This is a genomic window from Variovorax trehalosi (genome assembly GCF_051216415.1).
GTDB lineage: Bacteria > Pseudomonadota > Gammaproteobacteria > Burkholderiales > Burkholderiaceae_C > Variovorax.
Map to the genome: position 1 here is coordinate 322,615 of NZ_JBPJZG010000004.1, position 22,950 is coordinate 345,564.

At 67.2% G+C, this 22,950-nt stretch carries 18 protein-coding genes; 9 read left to right on the top strand and 9 right to left on the bottom strand.

Annotated elements, in window-relative coordinates; translation table 11 throughout:
- Positions 1 to 60: 60 nt before the first annotated feature.
- The 6 genes from leuS to ACSFA7_RS17170 all read left to right on the top strand — a co-directional run bounded on the left by leuS (position 61) and on the right by ACSFA7_RS17170 (position 9,155).
- The gene (gene leuS, locus ACSFA7_RS17145; RefSeq protein WP_435500486.1) at positions 61 to 2,691 is read left to right on the top strand and encodes a leucine--tRNA ligase; all 2,631 of its coding nucleotides are present in this window, start codon (positions 61 to 63) and stop codon (positions 2,689 to 2,691) included.
- Positions 2,692 to 2,702: 11 nt separating this feature from the next.
- Positions 2,703 to 3,224, top strand: a complete 522-nt coding sequence (locus tag ACSFA7_RS17150; protein WP_435500487.1) for an LPS-assembly lipoprotein LptE — start codon at positions 2,703 to 2,705, stop codon at positions 3,222 to 3,224.
- Positions 3,225 to 3,247: 23 nt separating this feature from the next.
- On the top strand, positions 3,248 to 4,321 hold the full coding sequence (holA, locus tag ACSFA7_RS17155) for a DNA polymerase III subunit delta (RefSeq protein WP_435500488.1): 1,074 nt from the start codon (positions 3,248 to 3,250) through the stop codon (positions 4,319 to 4,321).
- A gap of 81 nt (positions 4,322 to 4,402) precedes the next feature.
- Positions 4,403 to 5,695 carry a glutamate-5-semialdehyde dehydrogenase gene (locus ACSFA7_RS17160; protein ID WP_435500489.1) on the top strand — a complete coding sequence of 431 codons (1,293 nt, stop codon included), beginning with the start codon at positions 4,403 to 4,405 and terminating at the stop codon, positions 5,693 to 5,695.
- 95 nt (positions 5,696 to 5,790) lie between these two features.
- Positions 5,791 to 7,107: a glutamate--cysteine ligase gene (gene gshA, locus ACSFA7_RS17165; protein ID WP_013538918.1), complete on the top strand. Its 1,317-nt coding sequence runs from the start codon at positions 5,791 to 5,793 to the stop codon at positions 7,105 to 7,107.
- A 179-nt stretch (positions 7,108 to 7,286) separates the two neighbouring features.
- Positions 7,287 to 9,155 (top strand): potassium transporter Kup, encoded by a 1,869-nt coding sequence (locus tag ACSFA7_RS17170; protein WP_435500490.1) that lies wholly within the window; start codon positions 7,287 to 7,289, stop codon positions 9,153 to 9,155.
- Positions 9,156 to 9,180: 25 nt separating this feature from the next.
- Here ACSFA7_RS17170 and ACSFA7_RS17175 read toward each other — a convergent pair whose 3' ends face one another.
- Entirely contained in the window at positions 9,181 to 10,104 is a 924-nt protein-coding gene (locus tag ACSFA7_RS17175) for a polysaccharide deacetylase family protein (RefSeq protein ID WP_435500491.1), read from the bottom strand.
- A gap of 10 nt (positions 10,105 to 10,114) precedes the next feature.
- Positions 10,115 to 10,528 carry a nuclear transport factor 2 family protein gene (locus tag ACSFA7_RS17180; RefSeq protein WP_241027139.1) on the bottom strand — a complete coding sequence of 138 codons (414 nt, stop codon included), beginning with the start codon at positions 10,526 to 10,528 and terminating at the stop codon, positions 10,115 to 10,117.
- A gap of 106 nt (positions 10,529 to 10,634) precedes the next feature.
- Here ACSFA7_RS17180 and ACSFA7_RS17185 point away from each other — a divergent pair, with 106 nt between their 5' ends.
- Together ACSFA7_RS17185 and gshB are read left to right on the top strand one after the other, a co-directional pair.
- A complete protein-coding gene (locus ACSFA7_RS17185; RefSeq protein WP_435500492.1) occupies positions 10,635 to 11,900 on the top strand; it encodes a benzoate/H(+) symporter BenE family transporter in 1,266 nt (421 codons plus the stop codon).
- Positions 11,897 to 12,850 carry a glutathione synthase gene (gene gshB, locus ACSFA7_RS17190; RefSeq protein WP_435500493.1) on the top strand — a complete coding sequence of 318 codons (954 nt, stop codon included), beginning with the start codon at positions 11,897 to 11,899 and terminating at the stop codon, positions 12,848 to 12,850. Before ACSFA7_RS17185 ends, gshB begins: the two co-directional genes overlap by 4 nt.
- Here gshB and ACSFA7_RS17195 read toward each other — a convergent pair.
- The 5 genes from ACSFA7_RS17195 to ACSFA7_RS17215 form a co-directional block, all read right to left on the bottom strand.
- Complete coding sequence (locus ACSFA7_RS17195) at positions 12,813 to 14,114, bottom strand: PepSY-associated TM helix domain-containing protein (RefSeq protein ID WP_435500494.1); 1,302 nt, start codon at positions 14,112 to 14,114, stop codon at positions 12,813 to 12,815. The genes gshB and ACSFA7_RS17195 overlap by 38 nt on opposite strands.
- Positions 14,114 to 16,333, bottom strand: coding sequence for a TonB-dependent receptor (locus ACSFA7_RS17200; RefSeq protein ID WP_435500495.1), 2,220 nt, complete (start codon positions 16,331 to 16,333; stop codon positions 14,114 to 14,116). The genes ACSFA7_RS17195 and ACSFA7_RS17200 overlap by 1 nt, the downstream gene beginning before the upstream one ends.
- A 114-nt stretch (positions 16,334 to 16,447) precedes the next feature.
- The gene (locus tag ACSFA7_RS17205) at positions 16,448 to 17,215 is read right to left on the bottom strand and encodes a class II glutamine amidotransferase (RefSeq protein WP_435500496.1); all 768 of its coding nucleotides are present in this window, start codon (positions 17,213 to 17,215) and stop codon (positions 16,448 to 16,450) included.
- A gap of 70 nt (positions 17,216 to 17,285) precedes the next feature.
- A complete protein-coding gene (locus ACSFA7_RS17210; protein WP_435500497.1) occupies positions 17,286 to 18,428 on the bottom strand; it encodes an ABC transporter substrate-binding protein in 1,143 nt (380 codons plus the stop codon).
- A 69-nt stretch (positions 18,429 to 18,497) separates the two neighbouring features.
- The gene (locus ACSFA7_RS17215) at positions 18,498 to 20,009 is read right to left on the bottom strand and encodes a DHA2 family efflux MFS transporter permease subunit (RefSeq protein WP_435500498.1); all 1,512 of its coding nucleotides are present in this window, start codon (positions 20,007 to 20,009) and stop codon (positions 18,498 to 18,500) included.
- A gap of 128 nt (positions 20,010 to 20,137) precedes the next feature.
- Here ACSFA7_RS17215 and ACSFA7_RS17220 point away from each other — a divergent pair, with 128 nt between their 5' ends.
- Complete coding sequence (locus ACSFA7_RS17220) at positions 20,138 to 21,472, top strand: zinc-binding metallopeptidase family protein (RefSeq protein ID WP_435500499.1); 1,335 nt, start codon at positions 20,138 to 20,140, stop codon at positions 21,470 to 21,472.
- On the opposite strand, the gene ACSFA7_RS17225 is transcribed toward ACSFA7_RS17220, so the two are convergent.
- Positions 21,463 to 21,690 carry a cysteine-rich CWC family protein gene (locus ACSFA7_RS17225; RefSeq protein WP_435500500.1) on the bottom strand — a complete coding sequence of 76 codons (228 nt, stop codon included), beginning with the start codon at positions 21,688 to 21,690 and terminating at the stop codon, positions 21,463 to 21,465. The two genes, ACSFA7_RS17220 and ACSFA7_RS17225, sit on opposite strands and share 10 nt — an antisense overlap.
- Positions 21,687 to 22,943: a 6-phosphofructokinase gene (locus ACSFA7_RS17230; RefSeq protein ID WP_435500501.1), complete on the bottom strand. Its 1,257-nt coding sequence runs from the start codon at positions 22,941 to 22,943 to the stop codon at positions 21,687 to 21,689. The genes ACSFA7_RS17225 and ACSFA7_RS17230 overlap by 4 nt, the downstream gene beginning before the upstream one ends.
- Between the last annotated feature and the right edge of the window lie 7 nt (positions 22,944 to 22,950).

The window sequence follows — 22,950 nt, forward strand, 5'->3', positions numbered from 1 at the left end:
CGGCCGGGCGCGATAATCCGCCTTCCCCGGCCAGCCCGCGCCGGGCCTTGCCGAAACGCTATGAACCCCAGCTACAAACCCAGCGACGTCGAGTCCGCTGCCCAGGCGCAATGGACCGCCGCCGATGCCTACCGCGTCACCGAGGACGCGAGCCGCAAGAAGTACTACGCCTGCTCCATGCTGCCGTACCCCAGCGGCAAGCTGCACATGGGCCATGTGCGCAACTACACGATCAACGACATGCTCACGCGCTACCTGCGCATGAGCGGCTACAACGTACTGATGCCCATGGGCTGGGACGCCTTCGGCCTGCCGGCCGAGAACGCAGCGCTGAAAAACGGGGTTCCGCCGGCCAAGTGGACCTACGAGAACATCGACTACATGCGCGGCCAGCTCCAGGCCATGGGCCTGGCGATCGACTGGAGCCGCGAGATCGCCACCTGCGATCCGAGCTACTACAAGTGGAACCAGTGGCTGTTCCTGAAGATGCTCGAGAAGGGCATCGCCTACCGCAAGACCCAGGTCGTGAACTGGGACCCGGTCGACCAGACCGTGCTGGCCAACGAGCAGGTGATCGACGGCAAGGGCTGGCGCACCGGCGCGACGGTCGAGCGCCGCGAGATCCCGGGCTACTACCTGAAGATCAGCGACTACGCCGAGGAACTGCTCGAGCACACCCAGCACAAGCTGCCGGGCTGGCCCGAGCGCGTGAAGCTGATGCAGGAGAACTGGATCGGCAAGAGCGAGGGCCTGCGCTTCGCCTTCACCCATGACATCCAGGACGCCAGCGGCAAGCTGATCCAGGACGGCCGCATGTACGTGTTCACCACGCGTGCCGACACCATCATGGGCGTGACCTTCTGCGCCGTGGCGCCCGAGCATCCGCTGGCCGCGCACGCCGCTACGCTCGACCCCAAGGTCGCGGCCTTCATCGAAGAATGCAAGAACGGCGGCACCACCGAGGCCGAGCTCGCCACGCAGGAGAAGAAGGGCGTGCCCACGGGCCTGACCGTGAAGCACCCGATCACCGAGGAGCAGGTGCCGGTGTGGGTCGGCAACTACGTGCTCATCGGCTACGGCGACGGCGCCGTGATGGGCGTGCCCGCCCACGACGAGCGCGACTTCGCCTTCGCCAACAAGTACGGCATCGAGATCATCCAGGTGGTGCTGGTCGACGACGAGCCGCACTTCGACTATCACAAGTGGCAGGACTGGTACGGCGACAAGCAGCGCGGCGTGACCATCAACTCCGACAACTTCAGCGGCATGTCGTACAAGGAGGCCGTGGCCGCCGTCGCGCATGCGCTGGGCCAGAAGGGCCTGGGCGAACTGCAGACCACCTGGCGCCTGCGCGACTGGGGCGTGAGCCGCCAGCGCTACTGGGGCACGCCGATCCCGATCATTCATTGCGACGAGCACGGCGCGGTGCCGGTCCCCGAGAAGGACCTGCCCGTGGTGCTGCCGACCGACTGCGTGCCCGACGGTTCGGGCAACCCGCTGAACAAGCACGAAGGCTTCCATGCCGGCGTGGTCTGCCCGGTCTGCGGCAAGGCCGCGCGGCGCGAGACCGACACGATGGACACCTTCGTGGATTCGTCGTGGTACTTCATGCGCTACTGCGACCCGAAGAACGATCAGGCCATGGTCGCCGAGGGCGCGGACTACTGGATGCCGATGGATCAGTACATCGGCGGCATCGAACACGCGATCCTGCATTTGCTGTACGCGCGCTTCTGGACCAAGGTGATGCGCGACCTCGGCCTGGTGAAGGCCGACGAGCCCTTCGGCAAGCTGCTGACGCAGGGGATGGTGCTCAACCACATCTTCTACAAGCGCAACGAGAAGGGCGGCAAGGACTACTTCCCGCCGACCGAAGTCACGCCGGTGCTCGATGCGCAAGGCCGCATCACCGGCGGCACCATGGCCGACGGCACGAAGGTCGAGTACGGCGGCGTCGGCAAGATGGGCAAGAGCGAGCGCAACGGCGTCGACCCGCAGGACCTGATCGAGAAGTACGGCGCCGACACCGCGCGCCTGTACACCATGTTCACCGCGCCGCCCGAAGCCACGCTCGAGTGGAACGACGCGGCCGTCGAAGGCAGCTACCGGTTCCTGCGCCGGGTGTGGAACTTCGGCGTGGCGCAGGCGGACGTGGCACCGGCCAAGGCCGGCGGACAGACGTTCGGCAAGGCCGCCCAGGCGCTGCGCCGCGAGGTGCACACGGTGCTGCGCCAGGTCGACTACGACTACCAGCGCATGCAATACAACACGGTGGTGTCGGGCGCGATGAAGCTGCTCAACGCGCTCGAAGGCTTCAAGCCCGACGGCAGCGCGGGCGACGCAGCCGCGGTGCGCGAGGGCTTCGGCATCCTGCTGCGCTGCCTGTACCCCGCCACCCCGCACATCGCCCAGCAGCTCTGGAGCGAGCTCGGCTACGACAAGGACCTGGGCGGCCTGCTCGACGCGGCCTGGCCGACGGTCGACGTCGAGGCGCTGGTACAGGACGAGATCGAGCTCATGCTGCAGGTCAACGGCAAGCTGCGCGGCAAGCTGCTGGTGCCGGCCGGCGCTTCCAAGGACGAGATCGAGAAGCTCGCGCTCGCCTGCGACGACTTCGTCGCCTTCGCCGAGGGCGCGCCGCCCAAGCGCGTGATCGTGGTTCCCGGCCGTCTGGTCAACGTGGTCCTTTGAACGACAGAAGCATGAACAAACGCAATGCCTCGTTGCCGCGCCGCGGCTTTCTTCTCGGTTTGACGGCCGTAGGCGCCAGCGTGGGCCTGGCCGGCTGCGGCTTCGAGCTGCGCAAGGCGCCGGTCTTCGCGTTCAAGACGCTGTCGGTCGAGGGCAATTCCGCGCTGATCAACCAGATCCGGCGCGATCTGCGCGCGGCCGGCACGGTGACGCTGGTGCCCAAGGACCAGGCCAGCACCGCCGATGCGGTGCTGGTGGTCCTTGGCGAAGACCGCGACCGCTTCGTGATCTCGACCAATTCGGCCGGCGCGCTGCGCGAACTGCAACTGCGCCTGCGCGTGCGCTTCAGCCTGAAGACGCCCGGCGGCAAGGAACTGCTTTCGGCCTCCGAGGTGTCGCAGACGCGCGACCTGAGCTTCAACGAGACCAATGCGCTCGCCAAGGAAGGCGAGGCCGAGCTGCTGTTCCGCGACATGCAGTCCGACATCGCGCAGCAGCTGATGCGCCGCCTCGCAGCCGTCAAGGAACTCTAGGCGCCCCGCGCCGCAGCGATTCCATGCAACTTGCCAGCGCCCAACTCGGGCCCCATCTGCAGAAGGGGCTCAAGCCGCTCTACACGATCCACGGCGACGAGCCGCTGCTCGCGCAGGAAGCGGCCGATGCCATCCGCGCCGCCGCGCGCGAACAGGGCTACACCGAGCGCAGTTCGTACACCGTGGCCGGCGCGCACTTCGACTGGAGCGCGGTGCTGGCGGCGGGCGGCTCGCTTTCGCTCTTCGCCGACAAGCAGATCGTCGAGATCCGCATCCCCTCGGGCAAGCCCGGCAAGGACGGCAGCACCGCCCTGCAGCAATTGGCCGAGGCCGCACCGGGCAACGACAGCACGCTCACGCTGGTGATGCTGCCGCGCCTGGACAAGGCCACGCGCACCGGCGCCTGGTTCTCGGCGCTGGAGAACAACGGCGTGAGCCTGCAGGTCGACCCTATCGAGCGCGCTGCGCTGCCGCAGTGGATCGCCCAGCGCCTCGGACTGCAGGGCCAGCGCGTGATGCCGGGCGACGAAGGCCAGCGCACGCTGCAGTTCTTTGCCGATCGTGTCGAAGGCAACCTGCTTGCCGCGCATCAGGAAATCCAGAAGCTCGCGCTGCTGCACCCGGCGGGCGAACTGAGTTGGGAGCAGGTCGAAGGCGCGGTCAACAACGTGGCGCGCTACGACGTGTTCAAGCTCTCCGAAGCCGTGCTGGCCGGCAATCCGCAGCGCGTGGCGCGCATGCTCGACGGCCTGCAGGCCGAGGGCGAGGCCGAGGTGCTGGTGCACTACACGATCGCCGAGGACATCCGCGCGTTGAAACGCGTGAAGGACGCCATGGCGGCCGGCCGCCCGCTACCGATGGCGCTGCGCGAGAACCGCATCTGGGGCCCGCGCGAGCGCGCCTTCGAGCGCGTGCTGCCGCGGCTGGACGACCGCATGCTGGCGCGCCTGCTGCGCGCGGCCCACCTGGTCGACGGCATCTGCAAGGGCCTGAAGCAGCCCGACTGGCCCGCCAGCGGCTGGCAGGCGCTGCAGCGGCTGGCGCTGATGCTGTGCCGCGCCTGCAGCAGCGCCTCGGCTGCCACGCGCCGCGCCTGATCTCTTTTCTTTCTTTGGTGGCTTGAGGCATCAAAAGGCCCGCGTCAGCCGGGCCGAAGGTCCGCGTGGGAAAATGCCGACATGAATGCGTTCAACGTCAGCGAGCACATGCAGGCCCTCGGGCTGCAGGCAAAGACCGCTGCTTTCCTCATGGCCCGTGCGGATGCAGCTACTAAAAACATAGCATTGAAGGCGCTCGCACGGCGCTTGCGCGAAGCCGGCCCGGTGCTGGCGGTCGCCAATCAGAAAGACCTGGAACGCGCCACCGCCGCCGGCCTTTCGGCCCCGATGGTCGACCGCCTCAAGCTCACCCCGAAGGTCATCGAGACCGTGGCCCTGGGCTGCGAACAGCTCGCCGGCATGGCCGACGTGATCGGCGAAATCATCGGCATGAAGCAGCAGCCCAGCGGCATCCGCGTGGGCCAGATGCGGGTGCCGATCGGCGTGTTCGGCATGATCTACGAGAGCCGCCCCAACGTGACCATCGAGGCTGCGAGCCTCGCCATCAAGAGCGGCAACGCCGCCATCCTGCGCGGCGGCTCGGAAGCCATCGAATCGAACAAGGCGTTGGCGCTGCTGGTGTCCGAGGCGCTGGCCGAGGCGGGCCTGCCGGTCGAGGCGGTGCAGCTGGTGCAGACCACCGACCGCGAGGCCGTGGGCCAGCTGATCGCCATGCCCGAATTCGTCGACGTGATCATTCCGCGCGGCGGCAAGGGTCTGATCGAGCGCATCAGTCGCGATGCCAAGGTGCCGGTCATCAAGCACCTGGATGGCAACTGCCACGTCTACGTGGACGACACGGCCGAGTTCGGCATGGCGTTGCGCATCGTCGACAACGCCAAGACCCAGAAATACAGCCCCTGCAATGCCGCCGAAGGCCTGCTGGTGTCCGAAGTGGTGGCCGAAGATTTCCTGCCGCAGATTGCTGCCATCTTTGCCGCCAAGGGCGTGGAAATGCGCTGCGACCCGGCCGCCGCCCGGATCTTGAGGGCGGCCGAAGCCGCCGATCCGGCCGCCAAGGTGATCGACGCGGTCGAGTCCGACTGGTCCGAGGAATACCTGGCTGCCGTGATCAGCATCAAGGTCGTGGCGGGCGTCGACGAAGCCATTGCGCACATCAATCGCTACTCGAGCCACCACACCGATGCCATCGTCACGCGCGACCATGTGCATGCGCAGCGATTCCTGCGCGAGGTCGATTCCGCCAGCGTCATGGTCAATGCGAGCACCCGCTTCGCCGATGGTTTCGAGTTCGGCCTTGGCGCCGAGATCGGTATCAGCACCGACAAATTCCACGCCCGCGGACCGGTCGGCATCGAAGGGCTGACCTCGCTCAAGTACGTGGTGCTCGGCCAGGGCGAAGTGCGAAGCTGATGCGTGCTGCTCCCGCGGTCTTGTCATTGGGGCATGTACCCCCAATTCCTACAATTCCGCTCCACCTCTAAGTAAAAATCGAAGAAGGCCGCCGCATGGTTCCGCATCTCGTCACCGCCCTGACCGGCCCGATCAACGAACTGGAACAGCGGGTGCTCGACTCGATGCCCGCCATCGAGCGCTGGTTCCGCCTCGAATGGATGGAGCACACGCCGCCGTTCTACAGCTCGGTGGACATCCGCAATGCGGGCTTCAAGCTTGCGCCGGTCGATACCAACCTGTTCCCGGGTGGCTGGAACAACCTCACCAAAGAGATGCTGCCGCTGGCGGTGCAGGCGGCCCAGGCGGCCATCGAGAAGATCTGTCCGGAGGCGCGCAACCTGCTCGTCATTCCGGAAAACCACTCCAAAAACACCTTTTATCTCGCCAACATCGCGCAACTTGTGCGCATCTTCCACATGGCGGGGCTCAACGTGCGGATCGGCTCCGTCGACCCGGCCATCAAGTCGCCCAAGAAGATCGAACTGCCCAACGGCGAGACCGTGACCCTGGAGCCGGTGGTGCGCGGCAAGCGCCGGCTGGGCCTGAAGAACTTCGATCCCTGCACAATTCTGCTCAACAACGAGCTTTCTGCTGGAACGCCGGGCATCCTCGAGGACCTTCACGAGCAATACTTGCTGCCGCCGTTGCACGCGGGCTGGTCGGTGCGCCGCAAGAGCAACCATCTGCACAGCTATGAAGAGCTGTCCAAGCGCCTCGGCAAGCTCTTGGGCATCGACCCGTGGCTCATCAACCCGATCTACGCGCGCGCCGAAGGCGTCGACATCGCCGAGGGCCGCGGGATCGACGTGCTGACCAGCCACGTCGATGCGGTGCTCACAAAGGTGCGCCGCAAGTACAAGGAATACGGCATCAACGAAAAGCCGTTCGTGGTCGTCAAGGGCGGCCACAGCGGCAGCGGCAGCCCGGGCGTGGTGACGGTGCGCGATGCCAAGGAAGTCGAGGCGCTGATCGGCAAGTCGCGCACCAGCACCTCGTCGGCAGCCAAGACTTCCGCCGGGCGCGACCTGCGCGAACCCACCGAACTGATCGTCCAGGAGGGCGTGCTGACCAACGAGCGCGTTCACAACGGCGTGGCCGAGCCGGTCGTCTACATGATGGACCGCTACGTGGTCGGCGGCTTCTACCGGGTGCATGCCGAACAGGCGGCCGACGAGAACCTGAAGCTTCCAGGCGCGAGCTACGTGCCGCTGGCCTTCTCGGAAAGCACGCACATGCCCCAGCCTGGTGCCAAGCCCGGCGCGAGCGCGCCGAACCGCTTCTATATGTATGGCGTGGTCGGCCGCCTGGCGATGGTCGCGGCCAGCTACGAGATGGAAGCGACCGACCCGGACGCCGAAATCTACGAATGATTGGGGTTGTCGGGTTGCGGGGTCACCGGGCAACGGCAAAATAGCAGCCCCACAGCAACGGAAACAAAAGGGCGGGAGGGGTGACGCGTGGTGGAACGAATGAATGTTCCGCCGCCACGACGCCTCCGCGTGTCTGACGCGTCGATCCACAACGGCCAGCCCTTTTTCCCATCGACTTCGTGTCAGCCCCCAAAACAATCTCTGCCGGCCTGATCGTCGGCGCCATCGGCGTCGTCTATGGCGACATCGGCACCAGCGTGCTGTATGCCGTCAAGGAAGTGTTCGGCCACGGCCACGTGCCGTTCACCGTCCAGAACGTCTACGGCATCCTGTCGATGTTCTTCTGGACGCTCACCGTCATCGTCTCCATCAAATACGTGGTGCTGGTGCTGCGCGCCGACAACGAAGGCGAGGGCGGCCTCGTTGCCATGCTCGCGCTGGCTTCAAGGGCGGTGGCCGACAGGCCGCGCCTTCGGCATGTGTTGCTGGTGATCGGCATCTTCGGCACCTCGCTTTTCTATGGCGACGGCGTCATCACGCCGGCCATCTCGGTGCTGTCGGCGGTCGAGGGCCTGGAGGTGGTGTCGCCGCACTTCAAGCACTACGTGATCCCGATCACCCTGGTCGTGCTGTTCTGCCTCTTCGCCGTGCAGAAGCGCGGCACCGCGGGCATCGGCAAGTTCTTCGGGCCGGTCACGCTGGCGTGGTTCGCGGCCATCGCGGTGCTGGGCGTGTGGCAGATCCTGCACCACCCCGAAATCGTCAAGGCGCTGAACCCCTGGTATGCGCTGAAGTTCATCTGGGACAACCCGGGCACCAGCTTCATCCTGCTGGGCGCGATGGTGCTGTGCGTGACCGGCGCCGAGGCGCTGTACGCCGACCTGGGGCATTTCGGCAAGAAGCCGATCCGCATCGCGTGGTTCTCGGTCGTCATGCCGGCGCTCACGCTCAACTACCTCGGCCAGGGCGCGCTGCTGCTGGAGAACCCCGAGGCGGTGAAGAACCCGTTCTTCATGATGGCGCCCGAGTGGGCGCTGATTCCGCTGGTGCTGCTGGCCACGCTGTCGACGGTGATCGCCTCGCAGGCGCTCATCACCGGCGCGTTCAGCGTGACGCGCCAGGTCATCCAGCTGGGCTACCTGCCGCGCCTGAACATCGAGCACACCAGCGTGCGCACTGCGGGGCAGATCTACATTCCGCTGGTCAACTGGGGCCTGTTCGTGGCCATCGTGCTGGCGGTGGTGATGTTCCGCACCTCGAGCAGCCTGGCCGCGGCCTACGGCATCGCGGTGACGACCGACATGCTGATCACCACGATCCTGACCTTCTTCGTGATCCGCTATGCGTGGAAGCTGCCGCTGGCACTGTGCATCGCATCGACCGCGGTCTTCTTCGTGGTCGACTTCCTGTTCTTCGCCTCGAACCTGCTCAAGCTGTTCGAAGGCGGCTGGTTCCCGCTGTTGATCGGTGGCTTCGTGTTCACGCTGATGATCACCTGGAAGGAAGGCCGGCGCCTCATGGGCGAGGCGCAGCATGCCGACGCGATCGATCTCAAATCGTTTCTCGATTCCGTGTTCGTGAGCCCGCCGGCGCGCGTCGACGGCACGGCCGTGTTCCTCACCGCGGAGCCGGGCGTCGTGCCCAATGCGCTGCTGCACAACCTGAAGCACAACAAGGTGCTGCACGAGCAGAACATGTTCGTCACCGTGCGCAACCACGAGGTGCCCTGGATCCCGATGGACAAGCGCATCGAGATCGAGGCGCTGGGCCATCACTGCTGGCAGGTGATCGTGCACTACGGCTTCAAGAACGACATCGACCTGCCGCGTGCGCTGGAGCATGCGCGCTTGCGCGGCTGCCAGCTGGAGCCGATGGCGACGAGCTACTTCCTCTCGCGCGACGTCGTGATCCCGACGCTGGGCAGCGGCATGGCGCCGTGGCGCGAGAAGCTGTTCGCGCAGATGCACCACAACGCGAGCGGGGCGGCGGCGTTCCTGGGGCTGCCGAACAATGCGGTGGTGGAGCTGGGGTCGAAGATCGAGATCTGAGGCTGTTGAAGAGGCCGTGGCCTCTTCAGCCGAAGTCTTCGGGCCGCTCCGCCGCAAGCTGTGTCATGTGCGCCGCAATCGCCCCCGGCGTCGTGAACCAGATCTCCCCGCGGTCCCGCGCACGCGCCAGGTGCGCGAGCGCCGTGCGCAGGTGCCGCAGCCGGTACGGCTGGCCCACGATGTACGGATGCAGCGCCAGCCCCATCACCAGCGGCTGCGCGCGCGACTGCAGCAGCATCTCGTCGAAGTTGTCGACCACCATCGCACTGAAATCCTTCGCATCCATCAGCCGGCCCACGATCATCGGGATGTCGTTGAGCTCCTGTGGATACGGCACCGCCCAGATCGAGCCGCCGCCGCGCGTGCGCATGCGCACCGGCTGGTCGTCGTGGCACCAGTTGAGCGTGTAGCCGTAGCCAGTTTCGCCGAGCAGGTCGGGCGTGACGGCGCTCTCCGAGATCCACGGCGACAGCCAGCCCGCGGGCGCTTGCCCGCTTTCGCGCAGCATGCGTTCGCGGCAGCGCAGGAGCAGCGCGCGTTCGTGTTCTTCGTCCAGCGCGCCCTGGCGCTCCGCGTTGCTGTGGCCGTGCCCGATGAGTTCGTCGCCGCGCGCCACGCAGGCCCGAACCAGCTCCGGACAGTGGTCGTACAGCGCAGTGTTGATGAGCGCGCCGGTCGGCAGCGCGAGCGCATCGAACAGTTCGAGGCAGCGCCACGCGCCCACGCGGTTGCCGTACTCGCGCCAGCCGTGGTTCAGCACATCGGGCTGCGGCGAGGCCGGGCCGATGCAGGCGCCCAGGCCGTCGCCGAAGGCGAAGTGCTCGATGTTGAAGCCGAGATACACGGCCAGCCGCGCGCCGTTCGGCCAGACGTAGTCGGGTCGCCTAGTGATCGGCCGGTAGTCGAAGCGGTCGTGCGAGGGCAGCAGGTCGGGCCAGCGTGTCGTCATGTGCGTCGTCTCACAGCACCGCGAGGCCGGCGCGCACCAGCAGCCACTCGGCGCTGTCGTTCCACACGTCCATCTGCACGATGAGCCCGTGGCTCACCACGTAGCGGTCGACGTACCGGTTGCCTTCGAATGCGGTGCCGTCGGGCCAGGCGCCGTAGAGCGTGCCCAGGCTGTAGACCACGGTGGCTTCGGGCGTGCCGCCGGCCACCGTTTCGGTGCGCTCGATCTTCTTCTTCACCCACGCGTAGCGCTTGGCATTGAAGGCCGAGGTGTCGCCGGGCGCATGCATCGCGCGGTTGCCGGTGAAGCGGATGCGGATGTCGGGCGCGGTGAAGCGCGAGGCCGATTGCGGGTCGGGAATCATCACGAGCCGGAGGAATTCGTCGACCACCGCGGCGGGGTCGAGGGGGGCTGAAGTGTTCATGGGGGTCTCCATCGTTGGGCCACGGCGGTGCGTAGCCCTAAACCTCCGCAATTCCTGTGCCGATCGGGCCCCGTCCGGGCGCTCGGGCTCCCGGCACAATCGCGCGATGTCATTTTTCAAGGACCTGAGCCTTTCGGCTTTCACCGCGGGTTTCGTTGCCGTGCTCGTGGGTTTCACGAGTTCGGTGGCCATCGTGTTCCAGGCCGCGCAGGCTTTCGGCGCCACGCCGGAGATGGCGGCCTCGTGGATGTGGGCGCTGGGCATCGGCATGGGGCTGGCCTCGGTGCTGCCTTCGCTCTGGTGGAAGAAGCCCGTGATGATTGCCTGGAGCACGCCTGGCGCCGCGGTGCTGGCGGTCGCGGGCGTCGGCCACAGCATGGGCGAGGCGGTGGGCGCGTTCATCGTCTGCGCGGTGCTGATCGTGCTGGCCGGCGCCACCGGCTGGTTCGAGCGCGTGATGAACAAAATTCCGATGGCCATCGCCTCGGCGCTCCTGGCGGGCGTGCTGGCGCGTTTCGGCATCTCGGCCTTCGTCGCGGCGCAGACCGCCTTGCCGCTGGTGCTGCTGATGCTGGTCACCTACCTCGTCGCCAAACGGATGCTGCCGCGCTACGCGGTGCCGCTCACGCTGCTCTTGGCCATCGTCTTCGTCGCGGCGCGGGGCGAGCTCGCGTGGTCGTCGGTGCATTTCTCGCTCACATGGCCCGTGTTCACGATGCCGGTCTTCAGCTGGCAGGCCGTGGTGAGCCTGGCGCTGCCGCTCTTCGTCGTGACCATGGCCTCGCAGAACCTGCCCGGCGTGGCGGCGATCCGCGCGAGCGGCTACAGCGACCTGCCGGTCAGCAAGCTCATCACCATCAGCGGCCTCGCGACGCTGGTGCTCGCGCCCTTCGGCGCCTTCGCGCTGAACCTGAGCGCGATCACGGCCGCCATGTGCATGGGCCGCGAAGCCCACGAAGACCCGGCGCGGCGCTACACCGCGACCGTGAGCTGCGGCGCGATCTACGTGGTGATCGGGCTTTTCGGCGCTGCCGTCACGGGGCTGCTCACCGCATTTCCGAAGGAGCTGGTCGCGGCCATCGCGGGCCTCGCGCTGCTCGGCACCATCGGCGGCGGGCTCGCGGCCGCGGTGCGCGACGAATCGCACCGCGAGGCGGCGTTGATCACTTTCCTGGTCACGCTTTCGGGCGTGACGCTGGCGGGCATCGGCTCGGCCTTCTGGGGCGTGGTGGCCGGGGCGGTGGCGCTGGCCGTGCAGCAGGTGGGGCGAAGGCAAAAAGCCCCTGTCGGCAAGGAGATGGCCGCTTCCGGCAACATCGCCCCCGAAACCAACGTGGCCGCCGCACCCGGCGCCGGAAAGAACGTCCCGTGAAAAACATCCTCTTCGTCGCCGACCCGCTCGATCACTTCAAGATCTACAAGGACACCACCTTCTCGATGATGCGCGAGGCCCAGCGGCGCGGCCACCGCATCGCGGCATGCCTGCCGCAGGACATCCAGTGGAAGTCGGGCGGGCTGGTCACGGCCACGGTGCAGCAGATCACGCTGACCGGCGACGCCAAGGACTGGTACACCGTCGACATCACCGAGTCGAAGGCGCTCAAGGACTTCGACGCGGTGCTGATGCGCAAGGACCCGCCCTTCGACGCCGAATACATCTATTCGACGCACCTGCTGCAGCAGGCCGAGCGCGAAGGCGCGCAGGTGGTCAACTCGCCGCGCGCGCTGCGCGACCATCCCGAGAAGCTCGCGATCATGGAGTTTCCGCAGTTCGTGACGCCGACGCTGGTCACGCGCAGTGCGCAGGCCGTACGCGACTTCCATGCGGAGCACGGCGACATCATCCTGAAGCCGCTCGACGGCATGGGCGGTATGGGCATCTTCCGGGTGAAGCAGGACGCGCTGAATCTCGGCTCCATCGTCGAGACGCTCAACAAGGACGGCGCCGAGACGATCATGGTGCAGCGCTTCGTGCCCGAGGTCGTGCAGGGCGACAAGCGCATCCTGATCATCGCGGGCGAGCCGGCGCCCTTCGTGCTGGCGCGCATTCCGCAGGGCACCGAGGTGCGCGGCAACCTGGCCGCGGGCGGCAAGGGCGTGGCGCAGCCGCTGACCGCGCGCAACCGGGAGATCGCCGAGGCCATCGGCAAGGTGCTCGCGCCGCGCGGGCTGCTCCTGATCGGGCTCGACGTGATCGGCGACTCGGTCACCGAGATCAACGTGACGAGCCCGACCTGCTTTCAGGAAATCACGGAACAGACTGGCTTCGACGTGCCGAAGATGTTCATCGACGCGCTGGAGAAAACCCTGCGTCCTGTGTGAACCCGGGAGCCGCGGTGCGGGCTTCGCGCTCGCGCCGGGCCTGCAGGCGCCGTGAGCGCAGCTTGCGCGCCCAGATGACGATGCCGGTAATCGACAGCATCGCCACCACCAGCCCGAGTGCCGACATCATGATGCGTCCCGGCATGCCCAGGATGCGCCCGCCGTGCAGCGGCAGTTGCAGCTGCGCGAAGACATCGGCCGCCGTGCCGTGCCACGGCCGGTTGCTGCTGATGATGTGGCCGTCGCGCCCGTCCAGGTAGAGGTTCGACAAGCCCATGCCGTCGCTGTCGTCGTGCGTGGCGTGGTCGAAGAAAGAGATGTTGTAGAAGCCGCCGCGCGCGTTGTAGAACGCGCCGCCCAGCGGCGTGGTCCAGCCGCGGCGCCGGGCTTCGGCCTCGGCCTGGGCCACGATCTCGCGGAAGCCGATGGTGGGCTCGATGCGCGTGCCCAGCGGCGCGAGCGGCACCAGCGCCGACGGGCCCGGCGTGGTCTTGGAGACCAGCGAGAGCATCGGATGGAACACCTCCTTGTAGAGGTTCAGCGAGAACGAGGTGAAGGCGACGACGATGATCAGCCCCCAGATCCACAGCCCGCCCGCGCGGTGCAGGTCGAAGTTGAGCTTGTAGCCGCCGGCCTCCCAGCGCACGGTCCACGCCGGCTTCCAGCGTTGCCACCAGGCGGTGGCCGGCCGGTGCGCCGGGTGCACGGCCTTGCGCAGCCGCCGCGGCATCGTGAGGTAGAGCGCGACGAAGCTGTCGAGCAGCCACACCAGCGCCACCGTGCCCATGATCCACCAGCCGATGCGGTCGGTGCCCCACATCGCGGGCACGTGCAGCATGTAGTGGAGCTTGCGAAGGAACGGCATCAGCGTCTCGGGCTTGAGCGAGACGGCGGTCGAGTCGCGGCGGCCGCGCACCTCGGCCGTGACCGGGTCGACGAACACCTGGTTGTAGCCGAGCTTGAAGGGCTTGCCGGTGGCCGGATCGACGCGCGGCTGCACGAAGTAGCCGGCGGCGTGGCCTTCCTCGAAACCGAGCGGCATGTAGGCGACCCGCGCGCGCGGATCGTGCGCCTCGACCGCGGCGGCCAGTTCGAACGGGTCCTTGAAGGGGCCGCGGCTCTGCGTGTCGTAGAGCTTGCGGTTGAGCCAGCCGTCGATCTCGTGGTCCCACGAGATGACGGCGCCGGTCAGGCCCGAGACGATGAGGAAGAGGGCGACCGCCAGGCCGGCCCAGCGGTGAATGGCGGTCGCGAAGGCGCGCATCAGAAGTCGATGGTGCCGCTCACGGAGAAGGTGCGCGGGTTGCCGAGGACCAGGTAGTTCGAGCCCGGGTAGCCGCCGGCGGACGACCAGTACGACTTGTTGAACAGGTTGTCGATGCGCGCCCGCAGCGTCAGTGCGCGGCCGTTGCCGATGTTGACGATGTAGCGCGCACCGGCGTCCACGCGCGTCCATGCGGGCAGTTCCTGCGTGTTGGTAGCGTTGGCGTACTGCTTCGTAGTGCGGAGCACGCGCGCGTTGAGCGCGAGGCCGCGCACGCCGGGCACATCCCATTCGGCGCCAAGGTTGAGCTGGGCCTTGGGCACGCCGATCGCAGTCTTGCCGTCGGTGGCGCCATTGGCCGTGCGGCGTTGCTCCGCGTCGAGCCAGGTCAGGCCGCCAAGTAGGCGCAGGCCCTTGACGGGTTCACCGAACACGTTGAACTCGACGCCCTGGTTGCGCTGTTCGCCGTTGGCGCCGAAGCTGCCGTTCTGCACGAAGTACTGCGGCTGGTCTGTCGAGAAGGCGGAAATGCTGCCGCCGATGCTGCCGCTGTCGTACTTCACGCCGATTTCCTTCTGCTTCGAGCGGTAGGGCGCGAACACCGTGCCCGCGTTGAACACAGCCTGGCCCGACGAGGTCCGGACCGGCGCGGTTTCGCCCGGCAGCAGGGCCTCGATGTAGTTGGCGTAGACCGAGATCTCCTTGGTGGCCTTGAACACCACGCCGGCCACCGGCGTGGTGCGGGCCGATTCATAGCCGCTCTGCGGCAGGCCGCTGCCGTAGCTGTAGTTGTCCTGGTCGATGTTCTGGCGCCGCGCGCCGATCGTGACCAGCAGGCGATCGTCGAGGAAGGACATGGTGTCGGCGATCGCGATGCTCTTCGAGCGATAGCGTGACTGGAGCAACGGATTGGACAGGTTGCCGCCGACCGTGGGGCTGGTGGTGGTCAGCGGCATAAAGGAGTCGTAGTGCGCGTAGAGGTTGTCCTGGATCACGCCTGTGGGCGAGGTCGCATAGGCGTTGCGCCGCTTGTTGTCGTACATGGCCGCGGATACGGTCACGCTGTGGCCGACCGGGCCGGTCTGGAACTTGCCGCGCACACCGACCTCGCCGGTGCTGACTTCGTCCTTGCGCACGTTGTCGAAGCGGTAGTTCGACAGGTTGCCGAATGCGTCCTTGAGCGTCGGGTTGGCCAGCACGTTCGACTCGGTGCCGCGGCGCACGCCGACGGCGGCCCAGGCCATGACGTTCTCTGTGATGTCCACTTCGCCGCGGGCCGTGGCGAAGGTGTCGCGCTCCTTCGAAGAGCTCCAGGGTTGCGCGTAGTTGTTGCGGGCGTCGGGCGCGGCGGGGATCGGGAGGTTCGCCGCAGGCGTCACGTTCGGACGGCCGCCGCGGATCTCGTGGTCCTGGAAGCCCAGGTCGGCCGACAGGCGCACGTTACGGCTGCGCCAGTCGAATCCCAGACCGAGCGCACTGAGTTCGCGCTTCTCGCCCTCCACGCCGGTTCCGCCATCGCGGCGTACGGCGTTCAGGCGGATGCCCGTGCTCTGGTCAGGACCGAAGCGGCGCGCGATGTCGGCGCTGACGAAGGCCTGGCCGCCGCTCTGGATGCCGGTGTTGATGCGGGTGATGGGCTCGCTCGACGCGCGCTTGGGCAGCAGGTTGATCGCGCCGCCGATGCCGCTACCGGCCGGTGCCGCGCCGTTGAGGAAAGTGCTGGCACCGAGGAAGACCTCGACGCGTTCGAACAGCTCGGAAGCCACGTACTGGCGCGGCAACATGCCGTACAGGCCGTTGTAGGAGATGTCGTCGGAGCCCAGCTGGAATCCGCGCACCATGTAGAGCTCCTGGAAGTTGCCGAAGCCCCGCGCCTGCCGGATCGAGGGGTTGTTGAGCAGCACGTCGGCCACGCTCTTGGCCTGCTGATCCTGGATCAGATCGGCGGTGTAACTGGTGCTCGAGAACGGCGTGCTCATCATGTCCTGGTTGCCCAGGATGCCGACCCGCCCGCCGCGTGCCACCTGGCCGCCGGCATAGGGCTTGGTCAGGCCTTCGGCCGAGGCGTCGGCGCTGGCTTCGACGTTGACGGTGGCCAGGGTGCCGCTCGATGCTGCCGGCTCGGCAGCCGGGGTCTGCGCCATGGCGCCGAGAGCGTGGAGGGCAAGGAGCGAGGCCGCCACGGTCGGGCGAAGGCGAAGGGAGGAAGCTGCAGGCATGAACGGTCCGGTACGGTGCAAATGAGAACCGTTATTATTCATCCGCGAATCACCACCATCGATACTTTCTTGCACTGTTGCAAAAAAGTGTCAGTCAAAAGGTTTCGTTAAACCTCAGCCGGTCGATCTCTGGCCGTCCACGAACACATGCAGTTCGCCCGGTGCGAACTGCGTCCATGTTTCATTCGTGGTGAGCGGCGTGGTCACCACCACCGCCACGCGGTCCGTCGGCGTGGTGTGCTGGGCGAAGTCGATTTCCAGGTCTTCATCGGACAGCTGCGCCGTCACGAACGGATGCCGCCGCTCCACGTACCAGAGGTTCGTCGACGCATGCGCCCACAGCGCCTGCCCGTTCGACAGCATGAAGTTGAAGGTGCCGTGGCTTGCGAGCTGCGGCGCCAGTTCGCGCAGCGTGAGCGTCAGTTCCTCGATGCTCGGCACGCCGGCATGCGACTTCGCCAGTTCCTGCATCAGCCAGCAGAAGGCGTGCTCGCTGTCGGTGTTGCCCACGGGATGGAAGTTGCCATGCAGGCGCGGCCGAAAGTCTTTCAGGTCGCCGTTGTGCGCAAACACCCAGTAGCGTCCCCACAGTTCGCGCACGAACGGATGGCAGTTCTGCAGGTTGACCTCGCCCTGCGTGGCCTTGCGGATGTGCGCGATGACGTTGCGGCTCTGGATCGGGTAGCGCCGGATCAGTTCCGCCACCGGCGATTCGCAGGCCGGCTGGTGATCGACGAAGTGGCGCAGCCCGCGGTCCTCAAAGAACGCGATGCCCCAGCCGTCCGCGTGGTGGTCGGTGCGGCCGCCGCGCTGCGCGAATCCCGTGAAGCTGAAGGTCACGTCGGTCGGCGTGTTGCAGTTCATCCCTAGCAATTGACACATGCAGGCGATTAGACCGCGATTCCCACCGGCCCCCGCCTGCCGTGCCGCTTACCCGACCATCGGGCTGCAGCTAGCGGATGAACTTGCCTTCCTTGGTTACGCGCACCATCTCGATGAAGCGCGAACCCGTGTTGCTGGCGCCGGTGAAGTCGATTTCCATGCCGCCGATGCGCAGCTTCATCGCCTTCAGCGCTGCGTGAAGCTTCGCGCGCGTCAGGTCGCGGCCGGTGCGGCGCAGGCCCTCGATCATCACGAGCGCGTTCACATACCCCTCGTAGCTCAGATAGCCCAGGTCCACCTTGGCGCGCTCGGCGAGCTGGCGGAACTCGCGCGCGGTGGCATCGACCTCGCTCCACGGGTACGGCACGATCTGCGAGATCGCCAGCCCGCTGGTCTTGTCGCCCACGAGCTTGGCGGTGACGTCGCCCGGCACGATCGACATGCCGTAGTACATCTGGCGTCCGCCCGCAGCCCAGGCCGCCTTCATCACCTCGCCGCCGATGCCGCCGCCCAGGTACATGACCACGGCCTGCGCCTTGCTCTCGGCCAGCGCCTTGCCCGATGCCTCGTTGGTCGTGCCATCGCCCTTGACCGCCACCGCGGCTTCCGGCTTCAGCTTGAGCGTGTCCAGCGCGGCTTCGACCAGCTTGGCGACTTCCGCGCCGCCGGGGTTGTCCAGATAGGCCACCGCGATCCGCGAGACGCCGATGGTCGTCAGGTGCTGCACCAGCGCCTGGGCCTCGCGCGCGAAGGTGGCGCGCACGAAGTAGCCGGCGCCGCCCATCTTCTCGCGGGCCGAATCCGACACCGCATAGCCGCCCACCGTCGGCGCGCCGCTCTGGTTCACGACCTTGGCACCCGCGGCAGTGGTGCCCGAGCCCACGCAGCCGAAGAACGCGAAGACGCGGTGCTCCGCCAGCAGCTTTTCGTAGTTGGCGAGCGCCTTCTCGGGCTTGAGCTCGTCGTCGAGCGACACCACCCGGATCTTTCGGCCCGACAAGCCGCCCTGTGCATTGACCGCATCGAAGGCCAGCCCGGCCCCGGCCATCACCACCTTGACCGGCACGCCGAGCGGGCCGCTCAGGATGCCGGTGTGACCGAGCACGATCTCGCTTTCAGTGACGCCGCTCTCGGCGGCATGGGCCGGAAAGGAAAGAGGGCCGAGTCCGGCCGCTGCCGCAGCCGAGGCGGCAATGAAATTTCTGCGATGCATGGACCGTTTCGTTATCAGATACAACTGATAACAATTGAAAGCGAAAGCGCCTTCCGGGTCCGCCGGTGTTTACCCCGTGTTGCGTGCTGTCCCGTCCCGCTGCTTCGGCCCTTCGCGCAGCTGCCATGCCGCGCAGATCGCCAGCGCGCACAGCCCCGCCAGCATCGCGAACACCTCGTCGAACGCAGCCAGCCGCGCCGGGCTGCTCACCGGATTGGCCAGCGAATCGCCGTGCGCGGCAAGCCGCCACTCGAGCACGATCGCGCACAGGCTCACGCCGGCTGCGCCGCCCAGCATGCGCACGAAGTTGATCGCGCTCGCGCCCTGCGGAATCAGCGGCTTGGCCAGCGGCCGCATCGAGCCGAGGTTGAGCGACGGCAGGATGAACCCCAGCCCGATGCGCCCGATGATCGCGAAGGCCACCAGCAGCCACAGCGCGCTGTCGAGCCTGAGCACCATCATCAGCGCGAACGAAGCCGCCAGCAGCGCGAGGCCCACGGTCACCAGCACCCAGGTCGGATGCCGGTCGGCCAGCCGGCCCACGCCCGCGATGGTCACGGCGAGCACGATGCCGGCCGGCAGAAGAATGGTGCCCACGTGCGATGCCGACAGGCTCAGCCCCACCTGCATGTACACCGGCAGCAGGTAGGTCGAGCCGAACAGCGCCGTACCGTAGATGAAGGCGACCACGCTGCCCATTGCGAACTGCCGGTACTGGAAGAGCGCGAGGTTCATCAGCGGCGTGCCGCCCGAGGCCGCGAGCCGGCGCTGCCACCACACGAACGCGACGAAGGACGCGAGCGCACCGGCCAGCAGCAGCGCGGCCTGCAACGGCGAATCGCCGCGCAGCTCGACCAGTCCATTCAAGAGGCACAGCGTGCCGACCGTGCCCAGCGCGAGGCCGCGCGCATCGAGCCCGCCGCCTCGCACCGCGGCCACGCCGCCCGGCGCCGTCTTCGGCACGAACTTGTAGGCCAGCCAGATCGAGGCCAGGCAGAACGGCACCACCATGAAGAAGATCGAGCGCCAGCCGAACAGGTCGACCAGCACCCCGCCGATGCTCGGCCCGATGGCCGGCGCCAGCACAACGCCCATGCCGAAGATGCCGCTCGCGCGCCCCTGCTCGTGCGGCTCGAAGGCGCGCAGGATGATGATGGCCGGAATGGGCTGCACCACGCCCGCCGCGAGCCCTTCGGCCACGCGCGCGAACAGCACCAGCGAGAAGTTGTTGGCCAGCCCGCCCGCGATGCCGCCCACGAGCAGCAGCAGCATCGTGCCGACATAGGTGCGTCGATAGCCGTAGCGCGACAGCAGCCACGGTGTGGTGAGCATCGAGACCGTCATTGCCACCATGAAGCCCGAACTCACCCACTGCGCGCGCTCCTGGCCCAGCGAGAAGTGATGGCTCATGCCGGGGATGGCCACGTTCACGATGGTCGAGGACATGATCGACGCCATCGTCCCCACCATCACCGACAGCAGCAGATACCAGCGGTAGCGCTCGCCATAGCGTTCGCGCAGGGTGCCCATGGAGGGCGGAGCCGGCGTGGGCGCGGCTTCGGGCGTGTGTGGGGAGGTCATGGGGCGGCGGAATGTCTCGGGGTCCGTCGTCCTACAAGCATATCGGTGTTTGCGCGGCGAAGGTCGTGGCAGGCGGTCGCACAATGCAGCGGCTGTCCCCTCCGCGTCAAGCTCAAGAAGACAACAACATGGATTCCCCGATCAACGATCCCGCCAACGAACAAGCAGCGAACGGCGAGGCCGGAGCCGCGCCTACGCTCGCGACCGAACTCGCCGCTCCGACCGTGAGCCGCGCCTACCGCTGCCAATGCGGCCGCCCCGTGTTCCTGCGCAACAGCGAGTGCCTGGCCTGCCACACGCCACTCGGCTACGTGATCGACCGCCTCGGCGTCATGCCGCTCGCGCCGGCCGAAGGCGGGGGCGCGCTGCCCGACACCTTCACCGTGTTCGGCGATCCGCACGGCAAGACCTACCACCGCTGCGCGAACCTCATGACGCCGGCCGCCTGCAGCTGGATGGTGGCGGTGCCGCGCGAAGGCGAGACCATTCCCGCCGACACCCAGGGCCTCGCGCCCGGCTACTGCCTCGCGTGCAGCGTGACCCGCACCATTCCCGATCTCTCGGTGGAGAGCAACGGCGAACTCTGGCGCAAGCTCGAGACCGCCAAGCGCCGGCTCATATCGCAGTTGCTCGCGCTCGGCCTGCCGGTGGTGAGCCGGCATGCCGATCCGGTGCACGGCCTGGCCTTCGATTTCCTGAGCAACATGCCGGGAGGCCCACACGTCATGACCGGCCACGAGCACGGCGTGATCACGCTCAACGCCGAGGAGGCCGAAGACGCGGTGCGCGAACGCATCCGCGCCGAGATGCGCGAGCCCTACCGCACGCTGCTGGGCCACTTCCGCCACGAGATCGGCCACTACTACTGGGACCTGCTGGTGCTGCCGACCCCGTGGATCGACGACTTTCGCGCGCTCTTCGGCGACGACCGCGCCGACTACGCCGCCGCGCTGCAGACGCACTACGAGCAGGGCCCGCCGCCCGACTGGGCCGACCGCTTCGTGAGCAGCTATGCGAGCACGCATCCGTGGGAAGACTGGGCCGAGACCTGGGCCCACTACCTGCACATGGCCGACACCGCGGACACCGCGATGAGCTTCGGCGTCGATGCGACCAACGTCGAGCTGACGAGCGACCTTTTCACCGTCGATGACCTCTGGCAGCCCGACCATCCCGATGCCGCGACCTTCCTCGACTTCATCAACGGCTGGGTGCTGCTGACGAACGTGCTCAACGAGTTGTCGCGCAGCATGGGGCAGCCCGACTACTACCCCTTCGTGCTGCCGCGCGCGGCGGTGGGCAAGCTGCAGTTCATCCATCGCGTGATCACCGAGCAGCGGGCCGGGTCGGCGCCGACGATGGTGGTGGCCAGCGATGTGGCGGCGCCTGAGATCGTCGAACCTGCACCCGAACAGGTGCAGTCCCAATCCCAATCGCAAACCCAGGGCGGCGTTCAGTCCTGAGGCGGCGTTCCCGCGGCGCAGCGCGCGCAGATGCAGGCCAGGCCGCGCATCGACTCCGGCAGTTTGGTGAGCGGTGCCTTGCTGAAGTCGACCTGCATGCACCAGCAAGGCGGCTGCGCCTGGCCCGTCTCGCGTTCGATCTCCATTGCGCAACGGTTCGATTCACCGCACAGCGGGCAGCGCGAGACGTCGATGACCGCGGCGGCAGTGGTCGTCATGCGAGTTCGAAGGCCGGCAGCTTCTTCGCCACCGCGACGTTCTGCAGCGTCACATACACCGGCAAGCCGTCGCGGTAGGCGGGATAGTCCTCGCCTTCGATCAGCGGCAGCAGGTAGCGCCGGCATTTCTCGGTGATGCCGTAGCCGTCGTCCGAGATGAAATCGCGCGGCATCGGCTTCTCGACATTGGCCACCGATTCGAGCGGCGCGCTGCCGAGGGTGTACGCATAGGGCACGTCGGAGGTGCGTTCGATCGTCGGCATCACCGCGTTGTGGCCCTCGAGCGCGAGCTCCACAGCGCGCTGGCCCAGTTCATAGGCCTGCTTCACGTCGGTGGCCGAGGCGATGTGCCGCGCGGCGCGCTGCAGATAGTCGGCCACGGCCCAGTGGAACTTGTGGCCGTGTGCGTCCTTGATCATCTGCGCCACCACCGGCGCTGCGCCGCCGAGCTGCGCGTGACCGAACGCATCGCGCGTGCCTTGCTCCGCGAGGAAGGTGCCGTCGGGGTAATGGCAGCCCTCGGACACTACGACCGAGCAGTAGCCATGCTGCTTCACCAGTTCATCGACGCGCGCAAGAAAGCGCGGCTTGTCGAACTCGATCTCGGGAAACAGCACTACCACCGGAATGCCATGGTCCGCAGCAAGCCCACCGGCCGCAGCGATCCATCCCGCATGCCGGCCCATCACCTCGAGCACGAACACCTTGGTCGAGGTGGCCGCCATCGAGCGCACGTCGAACGAGGCTTCGAGCGTGGACACCGCCACGTACTTCGCGACCGAGCCGAAGCCCGGGCAGCAGTCGGTCAGCGGCAGGTCGTTGTCGATGGTCTTGGGCACATGGATCGCCTGCAGCGGATAGCCGAGCGATTGCGACAGCTGGCTCACCTTGAAGCAGGTGTCGGCCGAATCGCCGCCGCCGTTGTAGAAGAAATAGCCGATGCCGTGCGCCTTGAACACTTCGATCAGCCGCTCGTATTCGCGCCGGTTTTTTTCCAGCGACTTGAGCTTGTAGCGGCACGAGCCGAATGCGCCCGAAGGCGTGGAGCGCAGCGCCGCGATGGCTTCGGCGGATTCGGCGCCCGTGTCGATCAACTCTTCCGTCAGCGCGCCGATGATGCCGTTGCGTCCGGCATAGAGCTTGCCGATGCGGTCCGGGTGTTTTCGTGCCGTCTCGATCACGCCGCAGGCCGACGCATTGATGACCGAGGTGACGCCGCCCGACTGGGCGTAGAAGGCGTTGAGGATGGGCATGCGGGCA